This is a genomic window from Paenibacillus phytohabitans, assembly GCF_013141775.1.
Classification (GTDB): Bacteria; Bacillota; Bacilli; order Paenibacillales; family Paenibacillaceae; genus Paenibacillus_AQ; species Paenibacillus_AQ phytohabitans.
Genome location: NZ_WHOB01000059.1, coordinates 266,339 through 284,883, shown reverse-complemented (window position 1 = coordinate 284,883; position 18,545 = coordinate 266,339). Strand labels below are relative to the sequence as shown.

The 18,545-nt window shown below is 53.9% G+C and carries 17 protein-coding genes; 9 read left to right on the top strand and 8 right to left on the bottom strand.

The window, feature by feature from the left end; all coding sequences use genetic code 11:
- The first annotated feature begins 155 nt into the window (after positions 1-155).
- On the top strand, positions 156-563 hold the full coding sequence (locus GC101_RS19270) for a VOC family protein (protein WP_171718542.1): 408 nt from the start codon (positions 156-158) through the stop codon (positions 561-563).
- Between the two features lie 708 nt (positions 564-1,271).
- Here GC101_RS19270 and GC101_RS19265 read toward each other — a convergent pair.
- From GC101_RS19265 to GC101_RS19250, 4 genes are all read right to left on the bottom strand, one after another.
- Entirely contained in the window at positions 1,272-1,481 is a 210-nt protein-coding gene (locus tag GC101_RS19265; RefSeq protein WP_171718541.1) for a hypothetical protein, read from the bottom strand.
- Between the two features lie 190 nt (positions 1,482-1,671).
- Positions 1,672-2,241 (bottom strand): YdeI/OmpD-associated family protein, encoded by a 570-nt coding sequence (locus GC101_RS19260; RefSeq protein ID WP_171718540.1) that lies wholly within the window; start codon positions 2,239-2,241, stop codon positions 1,672-1,674.
- 623 nt (positions 2,242-2,864) lie between these two features.
- On the bottom strand, positions 2,865-3,383 hold the full coding sequence (locus GC101_RS19255) for a DUF1761 domain-containing protein (protein WP_171718539.1): 519 nt from the start codon (positions 3,381-3,383) through the stop codon (positions 2,865-2,867).
- A gap of 63 nt (positions 3,384-3,446) precedes the next feature.
- On the bottom strand, positions 3,447-4,364 hold the full coding sequence (locus GC101_RS19250; RefSeq protein WP_171718538.1) for a helix-turn-helix transcriptional regulator: 918 nt from the start codon (positions 4,362-4,364) through the stop codon (positions 3,447-3,449).
- A 187-nt stretch (positions 4,365-4,551) separates the two neighbouring features.
- Here GC101_RS19250 and GC101_RS19245 point away from each other — a divergent pair, with 187 nt between their 5' ends.
- The gene (locus tag GC101_RS19245; protein WP_171718537.1) at positions 4,552-6,582 is read left to right on the top strand and encodes a methyl-accepting chemotaxis protein; all 2,031 of its coding nucleotides are present in this window, start codon (positions 4,552-4,554) and stop codon (positions 6,580-6,582) included.
- On the opposite strand, the gene GC101_RS19240 is transcribed toward GC101_RS19245, so the two are convergent.
- Together GC101_RS19240 and GC101_RS19235 are read right to left on the bottom strand one after the other, a co-directional pair.
- Positions 6,562-7,455, bottom strand: coding sequence for an NAD-dependent epimerase/dehydratase family protein (locus GC101_RS19240; RefSeq protein ID WP_171718536.1), 894 nt, complete (start codon positions 7,453-7,455; stop codon positions 6,562-6,564). The genes GC101_RS19245 and GC101_RS19240 overlap by 21 nt on opposite strands.
- Before the next feature lie 52 nt (positions 7,456-7,507).
- Positions 7,508-8,269, bottom strand: a complete 762-nt coding sequence (locus tag GC101_RS19235; protein WP_171718535.1) for an RNA polymerase sigma factor — start codon at positions 8,267-8,269, stop codon at positions 7,508-7,510.
- 204 nt (positions 8,270-8,473) lie between these two features.
- On the opposite strand from GC101_RS19235, the gene clpP reads away from it, so the two are divergent.
- Complete coding sequence (gene clpP, locus GC101_RS19230; RefSeq protein WP_039303986.1) at positions 8,474-9,055, top strand: ATP-dependent Clp endopeptidase proteolytic subunit ClpP; 582 nt, start codon at positions 8,474-8,476, stop codon at positions 9,053-9,055.
- 18 nt (positions 9,056-9,073) lie between these two features.
- Positions 9,074-9,280 carry a hypothetical protein gene (locus GC101_RS19225; protein WP_039303983.1) on the top strand — a complete coding sequence of 69 codons (207 nt, stop codon included), beginning with the start codon at positions 9,074-9,076 and terminating at the stop codon, positions 9,278-9,280.
- A 148-nt stretch (positions 9,281-9,428) separates the two neighbouring features.
- On the opposite strand, the gene GC101_RS19220 is transcribed toward GC101_RS19225, so the two are convergent.
- Positions 9,429-10,868, bottom strand: coding sequence for an MDR family MFS transporter (locus GC101_RS19220; protein ID WP_171718534.1), 1,440 nt, complete (start codon positions 10,866-10,868; stop codon positions 9,429-9,431).
- A 162-nt stretch (positions 10,869-11,030) separates the two neighbouring features.
- On the opposite strand from GC101_RS19220, the gene GC101_RS19215 reads away from it, so the two are divergent.
- Entirely contained in the window at positions 11,031-11,645 is a 615-nt protein-coding gene (locus tag GC101_RS19215; RefSeq protein WP_171718533.1) for a TetR/AcrR family transcriptional regulator, read from the top strand.
- 126 nt (positions 11,646-11,771) lie between these two features.
- Here the strand turns inward: GC101_RS19215 and GC101_RS19210 are convergent, their stop codons facing one another.
- Positions 11,772-13,592 (bottom strand): acyltransferase, encoded by a 1,821-nt coding sequence (locus GC101_RS19210; RefSeq protein WP_171718532.1) that lies wholly within the window; start codon positions 13,590-13,592, stop codon positions 11,772-11,774.
- Positions 13,593-13,748: 156 nt separating this feature from the next.
- Here GC101_RS19210 and GC101_RS19205 point away from each other — a divergent pair, with 156 nt between their 5' ends.
- The 4 genes from GC101_RS19205 (at position 13,749) to GC101_RS19190 (ending at position 18,535) form a co-directional block, all read left to right on the top strand.
- Positions 13,749-14,585, top strand: coding sequence for a helix-turn-helix domain-containing protein (locus GC101_RS19205; RefSeq protein WP_171718531.1), 837 nt, complete (start codon positions 13,749-13,751; stop codon positions 14,583-14,585).
- A 107-nt stretch (positions 14,586-14,692) separates the two neighbouring features.
- Positions 14,693-16,348 (top strand): AraC family transcriptional regulator, encoded by a 1,656-nt coding sequence (locus tag GC101_RS19200; protein WP_171718530.1) that lies wholly within the window; start codon positions 14,693-14,695, stop codon positions 16,346-16,348.
- Positions 16,349-16,446: 98 nt separating this feature from the next.
- Complete coding sequence (locus tag GC101_RS19195) at positions 16,447-17,457, top strand: FecCD family ABC transporter permease (protein ID WP_039303966.1); 1,011 nt, start codon at positions 16,447-16,449, stop codon at positions 17,455-17,457.
- Between the two features lie 49 nt (positions 17,458-17,506).
- Positions 17,507-18,535 (top strand): FecCD family ABC transporter permease, encoded by a 1,029-nt coding sequence (locus tag GC101_RS19190; RefSeq protein ID WP_171718529.1) that lies wholly within the window; start codon positions 17,507-17,509, stop codon positions 18,533-18,535.
- Positions 18,536-18,545 lie beyond the last annotated feature (10 nt).

The following is an 18,545-nucleotide window of genomic DNA, read 5'->3' as shown; positions in this document are numbered from 1 at the left end:
CTGCACCTGCATCTGCATCTGCCCTCGCATCCGCACTAGCTAACGCACTTGCATCTGCCCCCGCGATCGCACCGCCACCCACAACTTTTTGCCTGAGACAAGTTCATGCTATAATGGTGCGGAACACACTCCATGGATGCAGAGGTGATTAGAAAGTGGGATATAAGGCAGGCCAGCTTTTTGTTAATTTGCCGGTGAGTAATCTGCAGGATTCGATCAACTTTTTTACCGCACTCGGATTTGAGTTCAACCCGCAATTCACGGATGAGAACGCAACATGTATGATCATCAATGACAATACGTTCGCCATGCTGCTGACCAAAGAATTCTTCAACACCTTCACTTCGAAATCGGTTGTGGATACTGCCGGACACACGGAGGTCATTCTCGCCTTCTCCGCAGCAAGCAGGGCAGAGGTGGACGAGTTGGTGCATAAGGCACTTGGGGCCGGCGGGAAACCGTTCAATGATCCGGTCGACCATGGGTTTATGTACAATTGGAGCTTTCAGGATATCGACGGACATCTGTGGGAAGTCATGTATATGGATGAGAGCGTGCAATAGCATAGTGGATATAGGTGTGCATGAGGACAGGCTTTCGGATGCGGGGGCTTGTTTTTTGTTTGATTCTAGAGGAATATGGTGAGAGTTCTCCTAGGCCTAGCCGGGTTTGCAGTGACACGATTACGGTTCGCGGTATGCTTAAGTGCACTTTGTACAACTAAATCGCCTGATTTTCAACCAATTATTCGTTTAGTTGTATTCCGTGCAATTAAACTGTCCCTTATAGATGGTTTACGCCGCTTCGGGCAGATATAGTTGTACAGAATACACTTATATGAGGCATGCCTGCCTTTTCGCGGTTTTTAGTTGTACAATGTACAACTATCCTTTAAGTTTCCGGTTGAAGCTGAAACCGAACACATAAATTGCTGCATGAAATGAACTCATTTCATTAGTTCTGAGATTGTACCAAGCCGGGCATTGTAGAATGGAGGAGGCGTACCTGAAAGACAGATTACTGGTGGTGTTCTGGAGCGAATTGCCTTGGCGTGGCAGGACCGTTAGCTCAGCAGATGGCGATCAGCAGGGGAATGCGGACTGAGAAGACGCTATTTTGCCCAAAACACTGCATTCAACGCCCAAACGGACTGAGAATCAGTTATTTTGTTCATTCGAGCCTAAAATGTGGAGCCGGCAGCCATATAAGCGATTCTGAGTCCGCATGGCCCGTAAAACCGCCTGTTTTACCCAAATAGCGGATTCTCAGTCCTATTCACGAGCGTATACGATCGTGAAGCTATTCATCCTCGCCAATCTCCCCCAAGTCCCGTCCAGCTCCTGCCGAGTCCCGCCCACCCCCCCGAGTCCCGCCCAGCTCCCACCAAGTCCCCGCCAAATCCTTGCCAATCTCCTGCCGAGTCCCGCCCAGCTCCTGCCGAGTCCCGCCCCGCCCACGCCGAGTCCCGGCCCAGCTCCCACCGTGTCCCGCCCAGCTCCCGCCGAGTCCCGCCCAGCTCCCGCCGAGTCCCGCCCAGCCTCGCCCAGCTCCTGCCGAGTCCCGCCCCGCCCACGCCGAGTCCCGGCCCAGCACAGCCCAGCCCCACCGAGTCCCCGCCAGTCCTCTAAATCACTCTCCCGCCAACTTCTCTAAATACAAGCAGTGCAGGACTTAATACTCCAGCAGGCGCCCGTTATCATGCCATTGGCCGTACATAGTATTCTCTCTGGTGTTTGCGATGAATTTCTCCAGTCTGCGCTGAAACACTTCTGGCTGATGGATATAGCCTTGTATGGTGTCGATCCGCACCCGCCGGTAGAGCGCCGGAAAGGCCATGAAGTTCTCATACACCTGCGTTTCCTCTTTCAGCTTCTGTTCGATAACCTTGTCTATTCTAAAAGAGCGGATATCCATATCAGGAAGGACCCGCCGTCCTTCCTCACGCATCAAGCCCAGCTTCTCCAGGCGGCGGACACGCTCTTTATTAAGCTCAGTCCATGAGCTCCGCTTGCTGCGGGGAGACAATCTCTGCACCAGCTTCGCTTCAGTGTTCATCTTCTTCACTCCATCGATCCAGCCGAAGCACAAAGCCTCTTCAACGGCGTCCAGGTACAGCAGCGTACCCGGGATTGGCTTCATAGTGGCTTCGACCCAGCAAAAGGGTTCAGCCATACTATTCATAAGCAGCCAATTCCGCAAATCTTCCCTTGATGTAGCCGCAATCCAATTTTCAGCGCTCATAGTTACTGTACACTCCCTTCTGTCAACTTTATTACCCCAACAGGAACCTGCACGGACGTTTTACGTGAATGGCAGTTTGTATGGCGGGAAGACTCCCGCTTAAGTGCTAACTGTAGTTTCTCCTAGTCCAATTTGTACAATTATATTGAGCTGTCCCTGCAAGATACACAACTATTCGCTAGGCGTAACCCGCTTGAGAACGGTAGAGCTAGCTCTTCATTGAGTGCACTTTCTGCAACAGATTCAACGTTATCCTGCGCTAAAACCAAATTTAATGTATTTCATACAATTGATTTCCAGCTATCTGCCCAAATTCACCTATTCCAGAGCGATCTGCAATAGACAATAGATTTCAACCAGGCCCTCACAAGAAGACCAGGCAGATTAGCTTAAAGGTGAATCAATGGTGGAGAACCGATCGTGGTTTGTTGAGGTAATCCTGCACGAACTACAACATTCCCCTCATCAAAACCGGCCCTAATCGAAAATTGTTGCACAAAAGGCATCAATTGTCCTCCACCAAGCAGCTAAACGGGGAAATTGTTGTACCGCGTACAAGAATCCTTACGGCTACCCCAGTAACTATGAATTAATGTTGCAAAACGTACAACAACATCGACTTTTCAACTCATCGCTACAAGAATTATACTGACAATCAGCCCGGACAGGAAAAAGTAGCTCCCGCTAACCAGTCCGTAGACCAGCGGCCGGGGAATATTGGGGTTAATCCCGGTATTCACGGTTGTGGCCGCCAATAGTCCTGCTCCGACAATCCCGCCAAAGATGAGAGCATCGGCAAGGGTTTCGATCTCGAACGCATAGAACAGTACCGCCATCGCCACTGTTGTTATCAGTCCGCATACCAGGGGACCCAAGATGAACCGGAGCGCCGGTTTTTCTTTGGAAATAGAAGGATTCATATGTTGCTTCGTATGATTAACATTCCTTCCATTTCCCGCTGAACCGATACCGTCCTCCTTAAGGACGGCAACGCCGTTTTCATTTGGCGAATGCTCTTTTCCCAGAGCGTAGGCATACGCCTTGCCCCAGACCACAGTGAACCATAGGCCTCCCACCAAAGACAGCGCCAGCGTCCCGAGCACAACAGCCAACCCATTGATCTCCTGAATTACATTAAACATAATGTCCTCCTCGTGTGTTTAAGTCTGCTTACATCATAAAAAAAGAAGTTTGACAACTGCGTGTCATACTTCTTCATAAGGTTTGAGTGCGTTTTGGAGCTGCTCTCGGATGATGGCGCGCAGGGGGATGGGTTCGAGGACCTCGGCACCGCTGCCGAAACTGAGCAGAATGGCCCATAACCAGCGTGCACTGAGCGGCTGATATACCGGAATGCGTATCGTCATACTTCCATCTTCGTGAAACTGTTTGTCCATCTGCTGAAACTGATCCAGCGCGTCGGCCAACGCTTCCGGCCTTACCCGGATCACTACATCCTCCAGCTGGTTCTGCCGTGCGTGCTCTGAGGGAGCTGCCTCTTCCGGCACCTCCGGGTGCGGTCCGAAAGTATCCCCGGTCAGCATCAAATTCATCAGCCGGGACAGGCGGAACTCGCGGTAAGCCTGACGGGTGCGGCAATATCCGTAAATGTACCAGTTCCGGTATTTGAAATGAAGCCGCAGCGGCTCGATGTCACGGGCCGTACGTTCATTCATGGTGTCGATATAATCGAAGCGGATTACTATGCGCCCGTTGATGGCAGCCCGTATATGGCGCAGCGCATCAGGCTCCGTCCGCAGGGTGTCGAGGTCTACGGACAGGCTCTGCGTCAGATGCTCCGGTCCGATGGTCTGCAGCCGCTCAATAGTCCCCTGCGCACGCCCGTCTTCAAACACGGTAGAAAGACTGCGGAGCACGGTAATCAGGGCGTTAACATCATAAGTGCCGAGCAGGCTTTTATCCATTTTGTAGCCGTCCATCATACCATATCCGCCTTTCATCCCCTGATACGATACGACCGGGAAGCCCGCTGCACAGATTACATTGATATCCCGGTAGATGGTCCGCTGCGATACCTGGAACTCTTCAGCCAGCATGGCCGCAGACAACACCTCGTGATTCAAAAGCTTATAGATTATAGAGATCAGCCGTTCCAGTTTCATAGGTATACATCCCCGTCCATTGGTTCTATTTCCTTAAATATTGACGTTTTGTTAACAGTTTCGCAACATATTCTTTACGCTCAGCATACACAACTTAAGAGAATAGTTAATATCCGGCTTCTACAATGAGGATATTAGCAGAATATACCTATTGTAAAGACAAGCTAGATATGAAGGGATGATACTTTTGAAGGGGAACCTGCTGCACTTTTCGATGAAATGGAAGCTAATCTTCAGTTTCTCGGCAATTACGCTCATTTTTCTGGGCGTGGCTCTGTACCAAGGACATAAAATTAACCAGGTAGAGCTATCTATGGAACAGCAGAAGAGCGAAATGGAGAAAAGAATTACAGTCTCAACCATCACCCAGCTGCTGCAGGAGCTGAACCGTGCGGAGACTTCCTTCGCTGAATCCAGTGATCTGGAGCTGGCGGAGCCATTACAGGAGAAACAGCAGCAGATGTTGGCTGAACTTGCCAAGGTGGAATTTGAGCAGGACACACCAGCATTCACTATGCTTGGACTTCTGGGCACTCAGGCCGCAGAATATGGGGAATTCATTACGGAACTGCTCGGAGCAATGTCGGATGAAACACTTGATCCACTAACTGTATTGGAACAGATTGATGATATACATACGAAGGCGCTTGCGCTGAATCAATCCATGCTTGAGACAAACGGGAAGCTGTATAAGGCAGCCGCCGACAATGCAGAGCAGGCGCAGACGGTTTCTTTTAACCTGCTGGATGATACGGTCTCAATCGTGGCCTATGCTGCAGGCGGAGTGTTCCTGTTCATGCTGGTGCTGGCCTGGCTGCTGATCCGCTCCTTCCTGTCGCCGGTCGGCAGGCTGCAGGCTGCACTCAGGCAGATTGCCGACGGGGATCTGCGGCAGCAGATCAACTCCCCGTATAATGATGAGCTGGGCCGGCTGAGCCATCACTTCGATCATATGGTGGGCAGAGTTCAGGGCATGCTGCGGCAGACCTTGTCTGCTGCAGGCTCATTGGCTGACTATTCGCATTCTTTTCAGCAGTCATCGGCGATTACCGCGCATACGAACCGGGATATTGTCCGGACGATTCAGGAGATTTCGCTGGGTGCCGACCAGCAGGCTGTTCAGTCTGAGCAGAGTACGCTGCTGCTGGAGGAGCTGGCCCGCGGGGTTCAGGATATTACCGAGTATACAGATGTGATGCTGACGACAAGTGAAGCGGCTAACCGGAATACGCAGCAGGGTTCAGATACCGTTACTGCCCTGCGCCAGATTTCACAGCGTTCCCGGGAGTCGATCAGCAAGGTTTATGTGGCGCTGGAGCAACTGGTGAACCAGTCCAAGGATATTTCACGCATCACCAATTCAATCACGGAGATTTCGAAGCAGACGAATATTCTCTCGCTCAATGCTGCGATTGAGGCAGCGCGGGCCGGGGCATCGGGAAAAGGCTTCGCCGTTATTGCCGATGAAGTCAGACATTTATCCGTGCAAACGAATGATTCCTCCGTGCATATCAGCCGGATTATCCAGGAGCTTCAGGCCGGCATGGCCGATTTCCAGAGATATATGATGGAGACCAGAGAAAGTCTGGAGCAGCAGGATCACCAGGTGGCGGAGACATTGGCATCCTTCGGGGCGATCGATGAATCCATTGCGGGCATCAGCACACAGATCGGGCAGATTCACCAGAAGGTGGAACAGACGCGTACGATCAACTCACGCCTTGCCGAATCTGTGCATTCCGTAGCCTCCGTGGCGGAGCAGACAGCGGCAGGGGTACAGGAAGTGAATGCCTCCAGCACCCAGCAGGATCAGGCGATCAGCGACATTGCACGGCAGGCGGAGGAGATTCATGAAATCTCGCAGCGGCTGTTCCGGGAGATCAATGTGTTCAAAATTGCGGACGGGCCTGAAGTACGAGTGGACGAAGATACAGCGGCAAAGGCTGGGACGAAGATAGAAGCGACAGAAGTTGCGAGGACGAATACGTATACGAAAGAAGTGGACGAGGCGCCAGAGAAAACTGAGAAGAAGACTAAGGAGCAGACATCGGAGAAGCCGGAACCCAAGTCAGAAGCCGGAACGTTTGCGGAGCCTGAAAAAAAGACCGGAGCCGGAGTTCACCGGCCTCAGTCTGGAGTATTACGGGTGATGGAGGAATCCGCATCCGCAGACGGGCGGAGTGAATCGGAGGCTGATTTACTGGTGCTGGCGAAGTGAATGATTCAGCGATGTGACCAGCTCCGGGAACCAATCGGATAATGACAGGAAACTGAAGCCCGCAGAGCGGGCTTTTGCCGTATCCATGACCCAGGATTCTTCGATGCCAAAGGGAGAGCTGTCCGAATCTGCGGTTTCCCGCCGGACCACGGCAGGTTTACCTGTTGCCGCTTCAACAATGGAGATAACTCCGCCGATGGTCAGTGTACCGTCCGAACAGGCATTCACCGGACCCGTTAACGTGGAACTGCCCAGCCAGTGCAGGAAATCAGCGGCTTCATCGGAACGGATGAACGAGATCTCCGCTTGCGGATTCGGGATGCCGATCGGCTGCCCTGCCTGCACATGCTCTATATGAAAATGCAGCCTGCGCGTATAGTCATCCGTGCCCAGCACAATCGGAAACCGCACCGCGGCCACCGGGAAGTCCGCCGTCTGCAGCAGAACGGTCTCGGCCAGTCTTTTGCCTTCCTGGTAACTGAAAGCGGCCTTCCCGCCCAGCTTCAGCAGATAGTGTGCAGGATCGAAATCCGCTTCAGTCAAGATATCCGGCTGCGGATTATAGACAGACAGGCTTGAAGTCAGAATATACCGCTTCGTCCGGCCGGCAAATATCCGCACCGCAGCCGCAGCCTCATCCGGTGAGAAACAAATATTATCGTAGACGATATCCCAGTCTATATTCCTTACAGCACGCTCCAGCGCAGCTTCATCGGTGCGGTCCATGGCCAGCCGGGTTACCCGGTCACCGAAATCATCCTCTGTTACACCACGGGTCAGAATGGTTACCCGGCTGTCCCCGTCCTGGAGCAGCAGCTCCACCAGTCTTTTACCAAAAAACCGCGTTCCTCCGAGTACAAGTATCTTCTTCATTTGGCTACACTCCTAATATTTTGTGTACGGGCTAAGATTCCAATGAATAAAGTTAAGCTGCCATCCGCAGCCCGGCATAGGTGCTGCTTCCATTCAGATAGGAGAAGCTTCCGCTTCCGGAATACAGGGCATGCACTGTGGCGGTGCTTACAGCAACAGTTACTTCTGCGGCAGTCTCCTGGCGGAGCAGCTCCAGCATCAACGGAATTTGACCCTGCTCATAGGCATGGGCCAGCGCACGGAGATAAGCCCGGTAATCAGCATCCGGCGGAAGAGCGGGCCCCTCATTCTCAGCCAGTTCTTCCCGGACCCTGGATAAGGACAGGCGTGCCCGGTGCAGAGCTGCCTTGACTGCCCCTTCGGTAGTGCTTAAGGTTCCGGCTGTCTCGGCGGCTGAATAGCCCAGAACATCACGGAGTACGAAGGCGGTCCGCTGCAAAGGGGAGAGATGCTTGATCAAGGCCTGAAAGGCCAGTTCGATTTCGGTGCGATCTCCTTGCGCAGCCGGTGTAAGGGCTGAATCGGCCGGGGTTTCTGAACGTTCAAGCGCACGGATCAGGGAGCCTTTGCGCCGTGCGGCATCAATCCACGTATTCTTGGCAATCCGCAGCAGCAGGGCTTCAGGATTGGGGCTCAAGGTGAACTTGCTGTATCCGAGTGCCTTGGTCCAGGTCTCCTGGGCCAGATCTTCAGCGTCGAATGGGGAACGGGTCAGCGACAGGCAATACCGGTGCAGCGCAGTCCCCAGCTCCTGCAGACTCTGCTTATCCATATCCGCCCTGTCCGGCATACGGTGATGTTCAAGAATCGTCATCTTGGCCCTCTCCTTTGTGCTTTTTTGTTATTTTCTTGTATTCAGATGATATAGCCATTGCTTCTATTATATAAACGAACGGCACTTTGTAAAAGATACGCTATCCTTGTATACCCGCCGAATTCCGCATGCCCGTATCTTTAAGCTTCCCTGGTCCGTTTACAGGATATATACACTTAGACAGATCAGAGGAGGCACAACCTAATGAGTATTATACCTTATGTCATTGAACAGACTTCCAGAGGCGAACGGTCCTACGATATTTATTCCCGGCTGCTGAAGGACCGGATTGTGTTCGTGGGTGCGGCAATCGATGACGGGCTGGCCAACAGCATTATTGCCCAGCTGCTGTTCCTGGCGGCGGATGAGCCGGATAAGGATATCCAGATGTTCATCAACAGCCCCGGGGGCTCGACTACCGCCGGCTTTGGTATTTATGATACGATGCAGGTAATCAAACCGCAGGTGAATACGATTTGCACCGGTTTTGCGGCTTCCTTCGCTTCGCTGCTGCTGCTGGCAGGAGCTACAGGCAAAAGATCCGCGCTGCCGAACAGCGAGATCATGATCCATCAGCCGCATGGCGGTGCACAGGGCCAGGCCAGTGATATCGCCATCAGCGCAAGACGTATTCTGCAAATCCGGCACAAGATAGTCCAGATTACGGCGGAACGTACCGGCCAGCCGGCGGAGAAGGTGGAGAAGGACATGGACCGTGATTATTTCATGTCAGCTGAGGAAGCACTGGAATACGGGATCATCGACACGATTATTACCCATCTGTAGACGAAGGAGCGGATTAAGATGTTATCAGCGTTGAAAGGGCAGGAAGTAACGATTCATTTTCTGGATGGAACCAGCGTCAGAGGAGGGGTTCTGGAAGAACTGGATGAGAGGTTCGTGAAGTACAGCACGGAGTTCCAGACCCTCTACATTCCAATCACCTCGATCCGTGCCGTAGATGTGCAGACCAAAGAACGGGAACGGCCGCGTGTCGGTTTCGGGCAGTAGACAGTACATCCTGGTAAAAGCAATCTAAACCCCCGGTTCTCCGCTCTATCAGGGAGAACCGGGGGTTTTTGGTTTGGCATAGTGCAGCTGAAGCTGATATTGCTGCTCAAGCTGCTATTGGGGCTTAATATCCGCTTGAGGTTTATCCTCAGCCAGCCGCAGGGCTGCTGCGGTGCGAGGGCAGGATGAGTGCAGGAATCAAAGCGATCACGGCAAAGCCGATCGACCACCAGAAGGCCGCATCGTATGCCCCGGCAATGCTCTGGAGACTTGAGGCTGATTGCCCGGCCAACTGGTGCTGGGATACAGTGGCCAGAATCGCTGCCCCGAAGGCGCCGCCGATCGTCTGGCAGATCCTCATGGAGATACTGGCATGGGGGATCTGATCCTTGCGCAGCCCTATATATGCGGATACCATTACCGGAATCAGGAGTCCGTTCAGGGCAGCCCCCCGGACTACCAGTGCTGCCGCGAGCAGGATCAGATTCGTATCCGAACCGGCGAAGGCAAAAGGAAGTGTCGCGAATATAGTGACCAGCAGGCTTAGAATGACGATGATCCGCGAACCGGTGCGGTCGGACAGACTGCCGATCCAGCTTCTGGTGAGCAGCATACCTATTCCTTGGGGAATCATCATCATTCCGGTATACAATACACTTTCACCGCGTACCTGCTGATAGTATAATGGCAGCAGGAGTAAAGCCCCGTTCATGACCATGCCGGACAGGAATACGGTGACATTCGATGCTGAGAAAATGCGCGACTTAAACAGACGCAGATCGAGCAGCGGTTCTATGCGCGTCCGCAAAGCGTAGACAATGAACGCGGCCATGAGGACAAGGCCAATCACCAGGGGAATCACCACTTTGCTGCTGTGCAGCCCCCCATAGGTGCTGATTTGGGCGATCCCGTAGATGAGGATAGCAAAAGCAGGGGACAGCAGCAGCAGACCGGTAAGGTCAAGCGTCTGTTTGCGTGTGGATGGCTCATCCGCCGGAATTCCGCGCCAGGCCAGCAGCATTGCGATAAGGGTAATGGGAATATTCACGTAGAAAATAAAGCGCCAGCCCAGGCTGTTGATAATGACCCCGCCCAGCACGGGACCGAGAATGGGCCCCAGCAGGGTGGGAATGCTGATGATGGACATGATCCGTCCGATGTTGCGGCCCCCGGCAGTCTGGACAAGCACGGTTTGCAGGGTCGGAATTAATATTCCTGCGCCTACGCCCTGCAGGAGGCGGAAGCCGATCAGGCTGCCGGGATTCCAGGCCAGGGAGCAGAGGACCGAACCGGCCAGGAATACGGCGAGTGAGAACATGTATACTTTTTTGCCGCCGAAACGGTTGACAGCCCAGCCGGACACCGGAATTGCCATACCCATGGTCAGGACGTAACCGGTAATGACCCACTGGATAACGGCAACGGAGCTTTGCAGGTCTGAAGTAAGTGTCCTGATGGCAACATTGATCATCGTGGAGTCGAATAACGGCGCGAGTGCACCGAAGACGAGAATGAGGGCTACTTTAAGAATGGCGGGATCAAGCTTCTCTTTCTGTGCTTTCTTGGGCTTGGTTCTTTGGTCTGACATAAAATTGCTCCTCTCAACATAATAAGGTACGGTACGTTGCGTACCTTATGTGAATAAGATAGAGTAAAAGCAGCCAGAATGCAACAAGAGAATTTTCTGCCCATTTTGTCCGCCAGAGGCAAGCCGCGTCTATACTGAAATATCCCGAAAGTAGGAAATGACATGGACGATATCAAACAAGAAAATCAGCCCAAAGGCGGACGCCGCCGCGGGGAGGTTCTCGAACAAGCCATACTGCAGGCTGCCTGGGAAGAGCTTGGCGAAGCGGGTTATGCCCGCCTGACGATGGAAGGGATTGCGGTCCGGGCCCAGACCAATAAAACCGCACTCTACCGCCGCTGGCCGAATAAAGCCAAGATTGTTGCAGCCGCGATTAAGAAGCATATGCCTAAGACTGCTCTGGCCGCTCCCGATTCAGGAGATCTCCGTACGGATATGCTTCAGCTGTTTGAGAGCTTCGCCAGGCCTTTGCAGGGCATCGGAGCGGAGACGATCCACGGTCTGCTGGTGGAGTATCACGGCGATAACCTTATTGCACTGCTGCCGAAGATATTGCCTCCCAAGAGCGGAGGCAAGCTGAACGCGATTATGAGAACGATTCTGGAGAATGCGGAGAAACGGGGAGAGGTCCGGCTGGACCGCATTCCGGACCGGGTAATTATGCTTCCCGCCGATTTATTCCGCTACGAGCTGCTTACCACCCATGAACCTGTTTCTGATGAGACAATCACCGGTATTATTGATGATATCTTCCTGCCGCTGGTCCGGATCAGGTGATGGGTCCCCAAGAGCACAAACAACCGCCGATACCGGAATATCATTCCGGTATACGGCGGTTTGTTTGTGTTGAAGGCTGAAGCTGGTAAGGAGGTTCATTCACAGCGGAAGCGGAGATGGGAGCCGCTATCTCGGGGGCAGTGAGAAGGCAGGGTCCAGGCGGTGCACACCTTTGGGAGTATATCCAAGCGATGAGCTTACACCGCACAGGTCAGCCAGCAGATAGAGGATGCTCAGCCACATTTCGGTTCCCTGCAGACCCGTGTCCTGCTGCTGTGATAAATGGAAGGCGAAGCCGCGCTGCGGAACCCAGAATTTCAGCACTTCGCTGAGCATATTCTCCGCCCAGCTGCGGATCTCTGCACGGCGGTAATCGGTCTGCTTCAGGCAGAGCCAGAGCGGATGGACCACATCCAGCACGTTGCAGGCGTTAAGCACCTCTGCACGGAAGAACCGGCGGTCCCTGCTGTGGGCCAGCACGGTATCGATACTGCGCTCCGGATACGGCAGAGGAAGACCGAACTGCGCATAGGTCGCGCGGGTGAGCCGGTAGAAACCGTTCACCGGCTGCAGCCAGCCTTCCTCTTCGGTAGGGAGGCCCCAGAGGCCTGAGTCCCGGCGGCAATGGGTCGCCAGCCAGCCGAACAGATCATCCGGCCGTTTGCGGGAGCCGAATGTCTTCAGGTTGTGGTACAGACCTGTGGCATAGCAGTCGATCCAGTCTCCGCCGCCCCAGGCATTGTCCTCCCATGGCAGATCATTCAGATACGGATACAACGCAGCGGTTTCCATATTCTCAGCAACGATAACCGGATGAGGCAACGCAGAACCTAGCACTTCCAGTGCGTAGCCTACAGCGAGAAGATGATACCGGGAGAGATGGTCGGTTAACAGCTCAGGCTGATCCTCCGGTCCGGGCGGAGACCACGGATCGGGCAGCAATCCTGTCCCTGCATCCTGGAATCCCTGCAATACAGCGGTAAGCTCTGCCCGCGTCCAGCCGGGCGGCAGGCTGCCGAACATCGCGGCAATCTCCACCGCATCGCAGTAAGCTCTAACCGTCCGCTTATATCCGGGCCGGTCGCGGAAGAATTTCTCTTCCCCCGTTGACTCTGAGTAGTACTCCAGCAGCGGGATCAGCTGGTCTCCTGCCAGCCTGCCGAAGTCAGCCAGCTGCTGTGAGAGCAGGCTGTATGCCGGTACACTTTCAGTAACTGGTTTCGTGTTTACGGCAGTGTCCCTATCCGCTGTAACAGCTGTATCAGCCGCATTTGTACCCGTACCTCCTTTCACTGCTTTTCCTCCAGCTTGTTCATCCATTGTCATCCCTATATCCTCCTTTTGTTCAACTGCCGGGGCAATTGCTGCTGTATCCCCGGCCAGCCGGCTGCGGATGAGCTTGGCCGGATTGCCGCCCACAATACTGTAGGCCGGCACATCTCTGGTAACTACGGCACCGGCGGCGACAATGCTGTGCGAACCGATCTGTACACCGTCCAGAATAACGGCATTGGCTCCAATCCATACGTCGTCCCCGATGACAATCCCTTGGACAGTGCAAGGCTGGCGGAAGACAGGGATATCTGTGGAGGCGAATCCGTGATTGAACCCGTACATACTTGCATGTGAAGCAACTCTTACGCCGTTTCCCATGGTAATATCGCCTGAAAGCACACTGTAGCTGTTGAGTGAGCAGTCGTTGCCCATGACGAGCCGGGCACTGCGGACAATCGCTCCGCCGGCAATATAGCTCCGGTCGCCCATCTGAAGCTGATCCGGCAATACCACCGCCTGCGGCGAGACATAACAGGCTTCACCGAAGGTACAGGAGTATTCAGCGGTTAGCTGCTGCTGGTATAGGATCTGCTCTTGCTGCTCCTGTGCGGAGGGGCCGATCCAGGGCATGTAATCGAGCGCCTTACGTGAGGCGGAACGTTGTTCGGGCATCTCAGTCTCTCCTCTATAACATAAGTCATTATTTACTTAAGTGTAGCAGTAGAGGAAGGGAAGGGACATGGCATAAAGAGCATGATTAGCTTGTCAAAAACGCTTCAACATCTTATGCTGATTTCAGAGATGCTGCAGAAACGGGGGAGTCAGAGGGTGGAGAAGATTGTACAGAATCTGGCCATAGATATTCACTGGATTCACGATAAGATCACGTTCCCGCACTGGAGGGATATCCGCCAGAATATCAATGTGCATAGCTTCTACTGGATTCAGGAAGGTCAGGGGATCTTCCGTACGGACCAAGACTATCCGGTATCGGCGGGAATGCTGTTCTATCTGCAGCCGGGGCTGGCTATGGAGATGAGCTGCGGAAGGGAGGAGCCTCTGCGGATCACGATGATCCTGCTCTCACTCTATACCTTGTCGCCTTCGGCGGATAATCAGGGCAGGATAGAGCCGCTGGATGTGCTGCCGCTGCAGTTCATGCTGAAGCCGGAGGGGGAACAGGGCAAGCAGCTTGGTCATTTGTTCCATAAAATTGCTGCGGATTGGGTCCCCGGAAGCACCGGGAGCCAGCTGAAGACCCAGTCCCTGCTCTATGAGCTCATGTACGAATTGCTGCAGGTTCAGGCGAATGTCCAGCTGGGCCGGGGGCAGGGCTATGAGCTGTTTTTGCGGATCAAGGATGATATTGAACGCCGTTACAGTGAGCCTTTGCTTATTCACGAGCTGGCGGTGCGTTACGGGATTTCCTCCTCGTATTTACGCAGTCTTTTTCAGCAATATCTGCACAGGAGCCCCAAAAGCTACTTAAGTGAAATCCGCTATGAGCATGCGGGGAAGCTGCTGCTGTACACCAGATTAACCTTGAAGGAGATTGCAGCGGCCTGCGGTTACAGCGACGAATTTCACTTCAGCAAAAGCTTCAAACAACAGAACGGGCAGCCGCCTTCGGCTATGCGGCCCCAAGGCCACGGGAAGAGTGGATAATGCGTACCGGTTAAAATAATTCCTGTGACATTGCCAATGAGAATGATTATCAATATACTAAGGGTAGTTTTCATAACATTCGTTTAGATTTGGTGGTGTGCACTGTAATGGAACTTATCCAACAGAGAACTTCTATAGATAATCAAGATGATCCGGTCGATTGGGACCGGTTGTCTTTCCGGCTTCTGTCTGTACAGGTGCTGAAGGGAACGGGGGAGGTCCATCTCGCACAACAGCTGCTTTTCTCTTATGCCCTTGCAGTCGTGACAAGCGGTTCCGTCCAGTTCATTAGTGATCACAACCAGTATGAGCTGGCGGCAGGTTCAGCGGTGCTCTGCTTGCCCGATCAGACCTGCGGAACGGTACAGCCGGCCGGGGGACTGGAGATGTATATTTTCTATTTCGATGTGTACTGTTATGGCAAGTCAGGCGATAGCGGAAGTTGTCTGCCGGTTAAGGATAGCCGGTTATACCAGGGGGACGGCAGGCTGCCATTTCATCCGTCGAAAGAGATGTCGGCCAAATGCAGCAGGCTGTTTCTGCTCTCCGAACAGGGTGAACAGAGCATCGGCTTCCGGGCGCAGCTTGATTTTCAGGAGCTGCTGTACGATCTCCGCACGCGCAGCCAGCACCGGCCCAGAGATACGAATTCGGCGCTGGAGCAGGCGAAGCAGTACATAGAGGCCCATTATACAGAGGCGTTAACCGTAGAGCAGGTGGCTCAGTCCGCCGATTTCAGCGCCAAATATTTCGTTGACCTGTATAAGAAGAAATATGGCAAAAGCGCGCTGGAATACGCAGCTGAGCTGCGCATCGGGCAGGCCAAGCGCCTGATGGCGGAGAGCGGCGTTAAGCTGCGGGACATCGCCCACAGGGTCGGTTATGCCGATGAATTCTATTTCAGCCGCAAATTCAAGAAGATGATCGGCATGCCGCCCGCAGTCTATATGAAAAGCCGGCGGCGCAAGCTGGCCGCCTACACGCCCGGATTGCTTGGACAGCTGCTGCCGCTGAATATCACTCCATATGCGGCGGCACTGCATCCGAAATGGACCGAATATTACTACCGGAACTACCGCGCCGATATTCCTGTACATATCAGCGCCTACCGCAACAATCAGGATTGGCAGGCCAATATTGAAGTGCTTAAGCAGTCTAACGCAGAGCTTATCCTGGCCCCGGCAGGTCTGGCAGATGATGAACGGACAGCGCTGGAGCAGGTTGCTCCTGTGAATTATCTGACCAGCGACAGCGCAGATTGGCGCGGGCAATTTCACGAATTATCCCGGCTGCTGGGTGAAGAGTGGCAGCGCGAGCAATGGCTTGCTGCCTTCGACTGGGAGGTGAACGCCGCTAAAGACCGCTTGCACGAAGGGCTGGGCCAGCAGAAGGTTACAGTTATCCGTATGCTGGGCAGCCAGCTGTTCCTGCACTGCAACGAGGGAATGGCGAGCATATTGTACCGTGAGCTGGAACTGCACCCGGCTTATGAGTGCGGGACTGAGGTTTATAATGTTCCGGTCACTCCGGCGATGCTCGCGGAGCTGCCAGCGGACCATTTGCTGATGCTGATCCGTCAGGAATATGACACGCTTGGGGAGTGGAGGAAGCTGCAGAACGACCCCCAGTGGATGAAGATTCTTGCAGTTCAGCGGCATCACGTACATGTCCTGAGCTCTGATCCCTGGCGTGAGGATTCCGCATATGCGCAGCTGCGGATGCTGCGGCAGATCCTTCAGCTGCTTCCGGCCAATCGTCCATAGTTGTTCCGCATTTTGTCCATGGTGCAGGGGACCCCGCTTCGTTATACTCGTAATTGATAATCATTATCAATACAAATGTGCATAAAGAGTGGGATGACATGAAATGGACAGGCGGAATTAAGACGGCCTCCCTGCTGGTGCTGGGGGTTGTCCTTATCATTATTATTAGCGTGTTATCTGTAGCTTACGGAACGAAGCCAATGAGCTTCGGTACGGTGCTGAATGCCATTTTCCACGCCGATCCTGAGAATATTGACCATGTGATTGTGCGGACTTCACGTATCCCGCGCACAGCAGGAGCGCTGCTGATCGGGGCATTCCTGGCAGTGTCGGGAGCCCTGATGCAGGGGATGACGCGGAATTATCTCGCTTCTCCGTCCATTATGGGGATCAGCGACGGTTCAGTGTTTGCTGTTACGCTGTGCATGGTATTCCTGCCGGGCGCTTCCTCCATGACCATGATTGTGTATTCGCTGGCCGGCTCTGCGCTGGGGGCATTACTCGTCTTCGGTACGGCCAAGCTGCTGCCCGGCGGCGTATCTCCGCTGACACTGGCAGTGCTCGGCACGATCATCGGCACCTTCCTCGGCGGTGTCTCGCAGGCGCTGGCTGTCTACTTTCAGGTGTCGCAGAATATCAGCTTCTGGTACAATGCCCGGCTGCATATGATGGACCCGGCTGTGATCAGACTGGCGCTTCCGTTTGCCGCCGCCGGTCTGGTGCTCGCACTGCTGATGGCAAGACCGGTGACGATGCTCTCGCTCGGAGACGAAACGGCCGCAGGCCTTGGACTTCGGGTGGGAACCATCAAGATGCTGACGATGCTGAGTGTGGTGCTGCTGACCGGAATTTCCGTAGCGATAGCCGGCAAAATCGCTTTTATCGGCCTCATTATTCCGCATATTGTACGCTTTCTGGTCGGGCAGGATTACCGCAAGATCATTCCGTTCACTGCGTTTGCCGGAGCCCTCTTCCTGGCCTTGTGCGATCTGATCAGCCGGTATATTAACTTTCCGTTTGAGACACCGGTCGGTGTGGTTACCGCGTTATTCGGCGTCCCCTTCTTCCTCTATCTAATCAAAACGAGAGGGGGAGGCCATCATTCGTAAACATTCCAAGGATTCGAACAATTCTAAGGACGCGAAGAACTCGCTGTTAATGAAGCCCAAATCCAAGGCACTGGCCTTCTGGGGGCTGTTCCTGCTGCTCTCTGTTCTGATTGTCTGCGGGATGTATGTCAGTCTGACCAATGGCACCTTTGATATTTCGGCGAAGGATGTCGTGCGCACTCTGCTGCGGATTCATCCTGTGGCGGATCATGATCTCGTCATCTTCGAATTCCGGCTTCCGCGCATTCTGCTCGGGGCACTGGTCGGTTTCGGGCTGGGAATCGCCGGGGCTGTACTGCAGGGCATTACCCGCAACTCCCTGGCAGACCCGGGAATTCTGGGCATTCATGCCGCTGCCGGGGCTTTTGTCGTCGTGTTCATGTTCTTTGTTGGCGGCACCATGAAAGCGCCCGGCTGGGTCTCGGTCATGAGTATGCCGATGTTCGGATTCATAGGGGGCCTGTGCTCCATCGTTCTTCTCTACCTGTTCGCAAGAAATCAGGGGGAGTTCCACCCGCAGCAATTAATTCTTGTCGGGATCGCTTTGGCCTCCGGTTTCGGTGCGGTAACGCTATATGTTTCCCTGCGAATGGACCCGGAGAATTTCGAGATGGCTACCGTCTGGCTGGCCGGGAGCGTGTATAATGCGAACTGGAGACAGGTGCTCTCCACACTTCCGTGGCTGCTCATTCTGACTCCGGTAATCTGGCGCCGCGCGGCGGTGCTCGATCTGCTGCAGCTGCATGAGGTCAGTGTCAAAGGCGTGGGCGTGGCGGTGGGCAGGGAACGGCAGATTCTGCTGCTGTGCTGTGTAGGGCTGGTCAGCGCCTGTGTGTCCGTGTCGGGCAGCATCGGCTTCGTCGGACTGATTGCTCCGCATATTGCACGGCGGCTGATCGGTAATACCTACAAGTACATCGTGCCGTTGTGCGGCCTGATTGGAATGCTGATGGTGATTATTGGTGATTTTATCGGCAAAACCGTATTCGCTCCCGTTCAGCTGCCGGTAGGCATTGTAATCTCCATCATCGGTGTGCCATATTTCATATTCCTGCTGTTCAGAAACCGTGCCAGATAAACGCACCGCT

What these genes read in the sequence shown, in the direction of transcription:
- GC101_RS19210 (WP_171718532.1), bottom strand. Translation starts at nt 13,592, where the DNA reads ATGCCCGAACAACGTTCCGCCTCACGTAAGGCGCTCGATTACATGCCC.
- GC101_RS19195 (WP_039303966.1), top strand. Translation starts at nt 16,447, where the DNA reads ATGAAATGGACAGGCGGAATTAAGACGGCCTCCCTGCTGGTGCTGGGG.
- GC101_RS19200 (WP_171718530.1), top strand. Translation starts at nt 14,693, where the DNA reads ATGGAACTTATCCAACAGAGAACTTCTATAGATAATCAAGATGATCCG.
- GC101_RS19260 (WP_171718540.1), bottom strand. Translation starts at nt 2,241, where the DNA reads ATGAGCGCTGAAAATTGGATTGCGGCTACATCAAGGGAAGATTTGCGG.
- GC101_RS19215 (WP_171718533.1), top strand. Translation starts at nt 11,031, where the DNA reads ATGGACGATATCAAACAAGAAAATCAGCCCAAAGGCGGACGCCGCCGC.
- GC101_RS19240 (WP_171718536.1), bottom strand. Translation starts at nt 7,455, where the DNA reads ATGAAGAAGATACTTGTACTCGGAGGAACGCGGTTTTTTGGTAAAAGA.
- clpP (WP_039303986.1), top strand. Translation starts at nt 8,474, where the DNA reads ATGAGTATTATACCTTATGTCATTGAACAGACTTCCAGAGGCGAACGG.
- GC101_RS19225 (WP_039303983.1), top strand. Translation starts at nt 9,074, where the DNA reads ATGTTATCAGCGTTGAAAGGGCAGGAAGTAACGATTCATTTTCTGGAT.
- GC101_RS19255 (WP_171718539.1), bottom strand. Translation starts at nt 3,383, where the DNA reads ATGTTTAATGTAATTCAGGAGATCAATGGGTTGGCTGTTGTGCTCGGG.
- GC101_RS19250 (WP_171718538.1), bottom strand. Translation starts at nt 4,364, where the DNA reads ATGAAACTGGAACGGCTGATCTCTATAATCTATAAGCTTTTGAATCAC.
- GC101_RS19235 (WP_171718535.1), bottom strand. Translation starts at nt 8,269, where the DNA reads ATGACGATTCTTGAACATCACCGTATGCCGGACAGGGCGGATATGGAT.
- GC101_RS19220 (WP_171718534.1), bottom strand. Translation starts at nt 10,868, where the DNA reads ATGTCAGACCAAAGAACCAAGCCCAAGAAAGCACAGAAAGAGAAGCTT.
- GC101_RS19190 (WP_171718529.1), top strand. Translation starts at nt 17,507, where the DNA reads ATGAAGCCCAAATCCAAGGCACTGGCCTTCTGGGGGCTGTTCCTGCTG.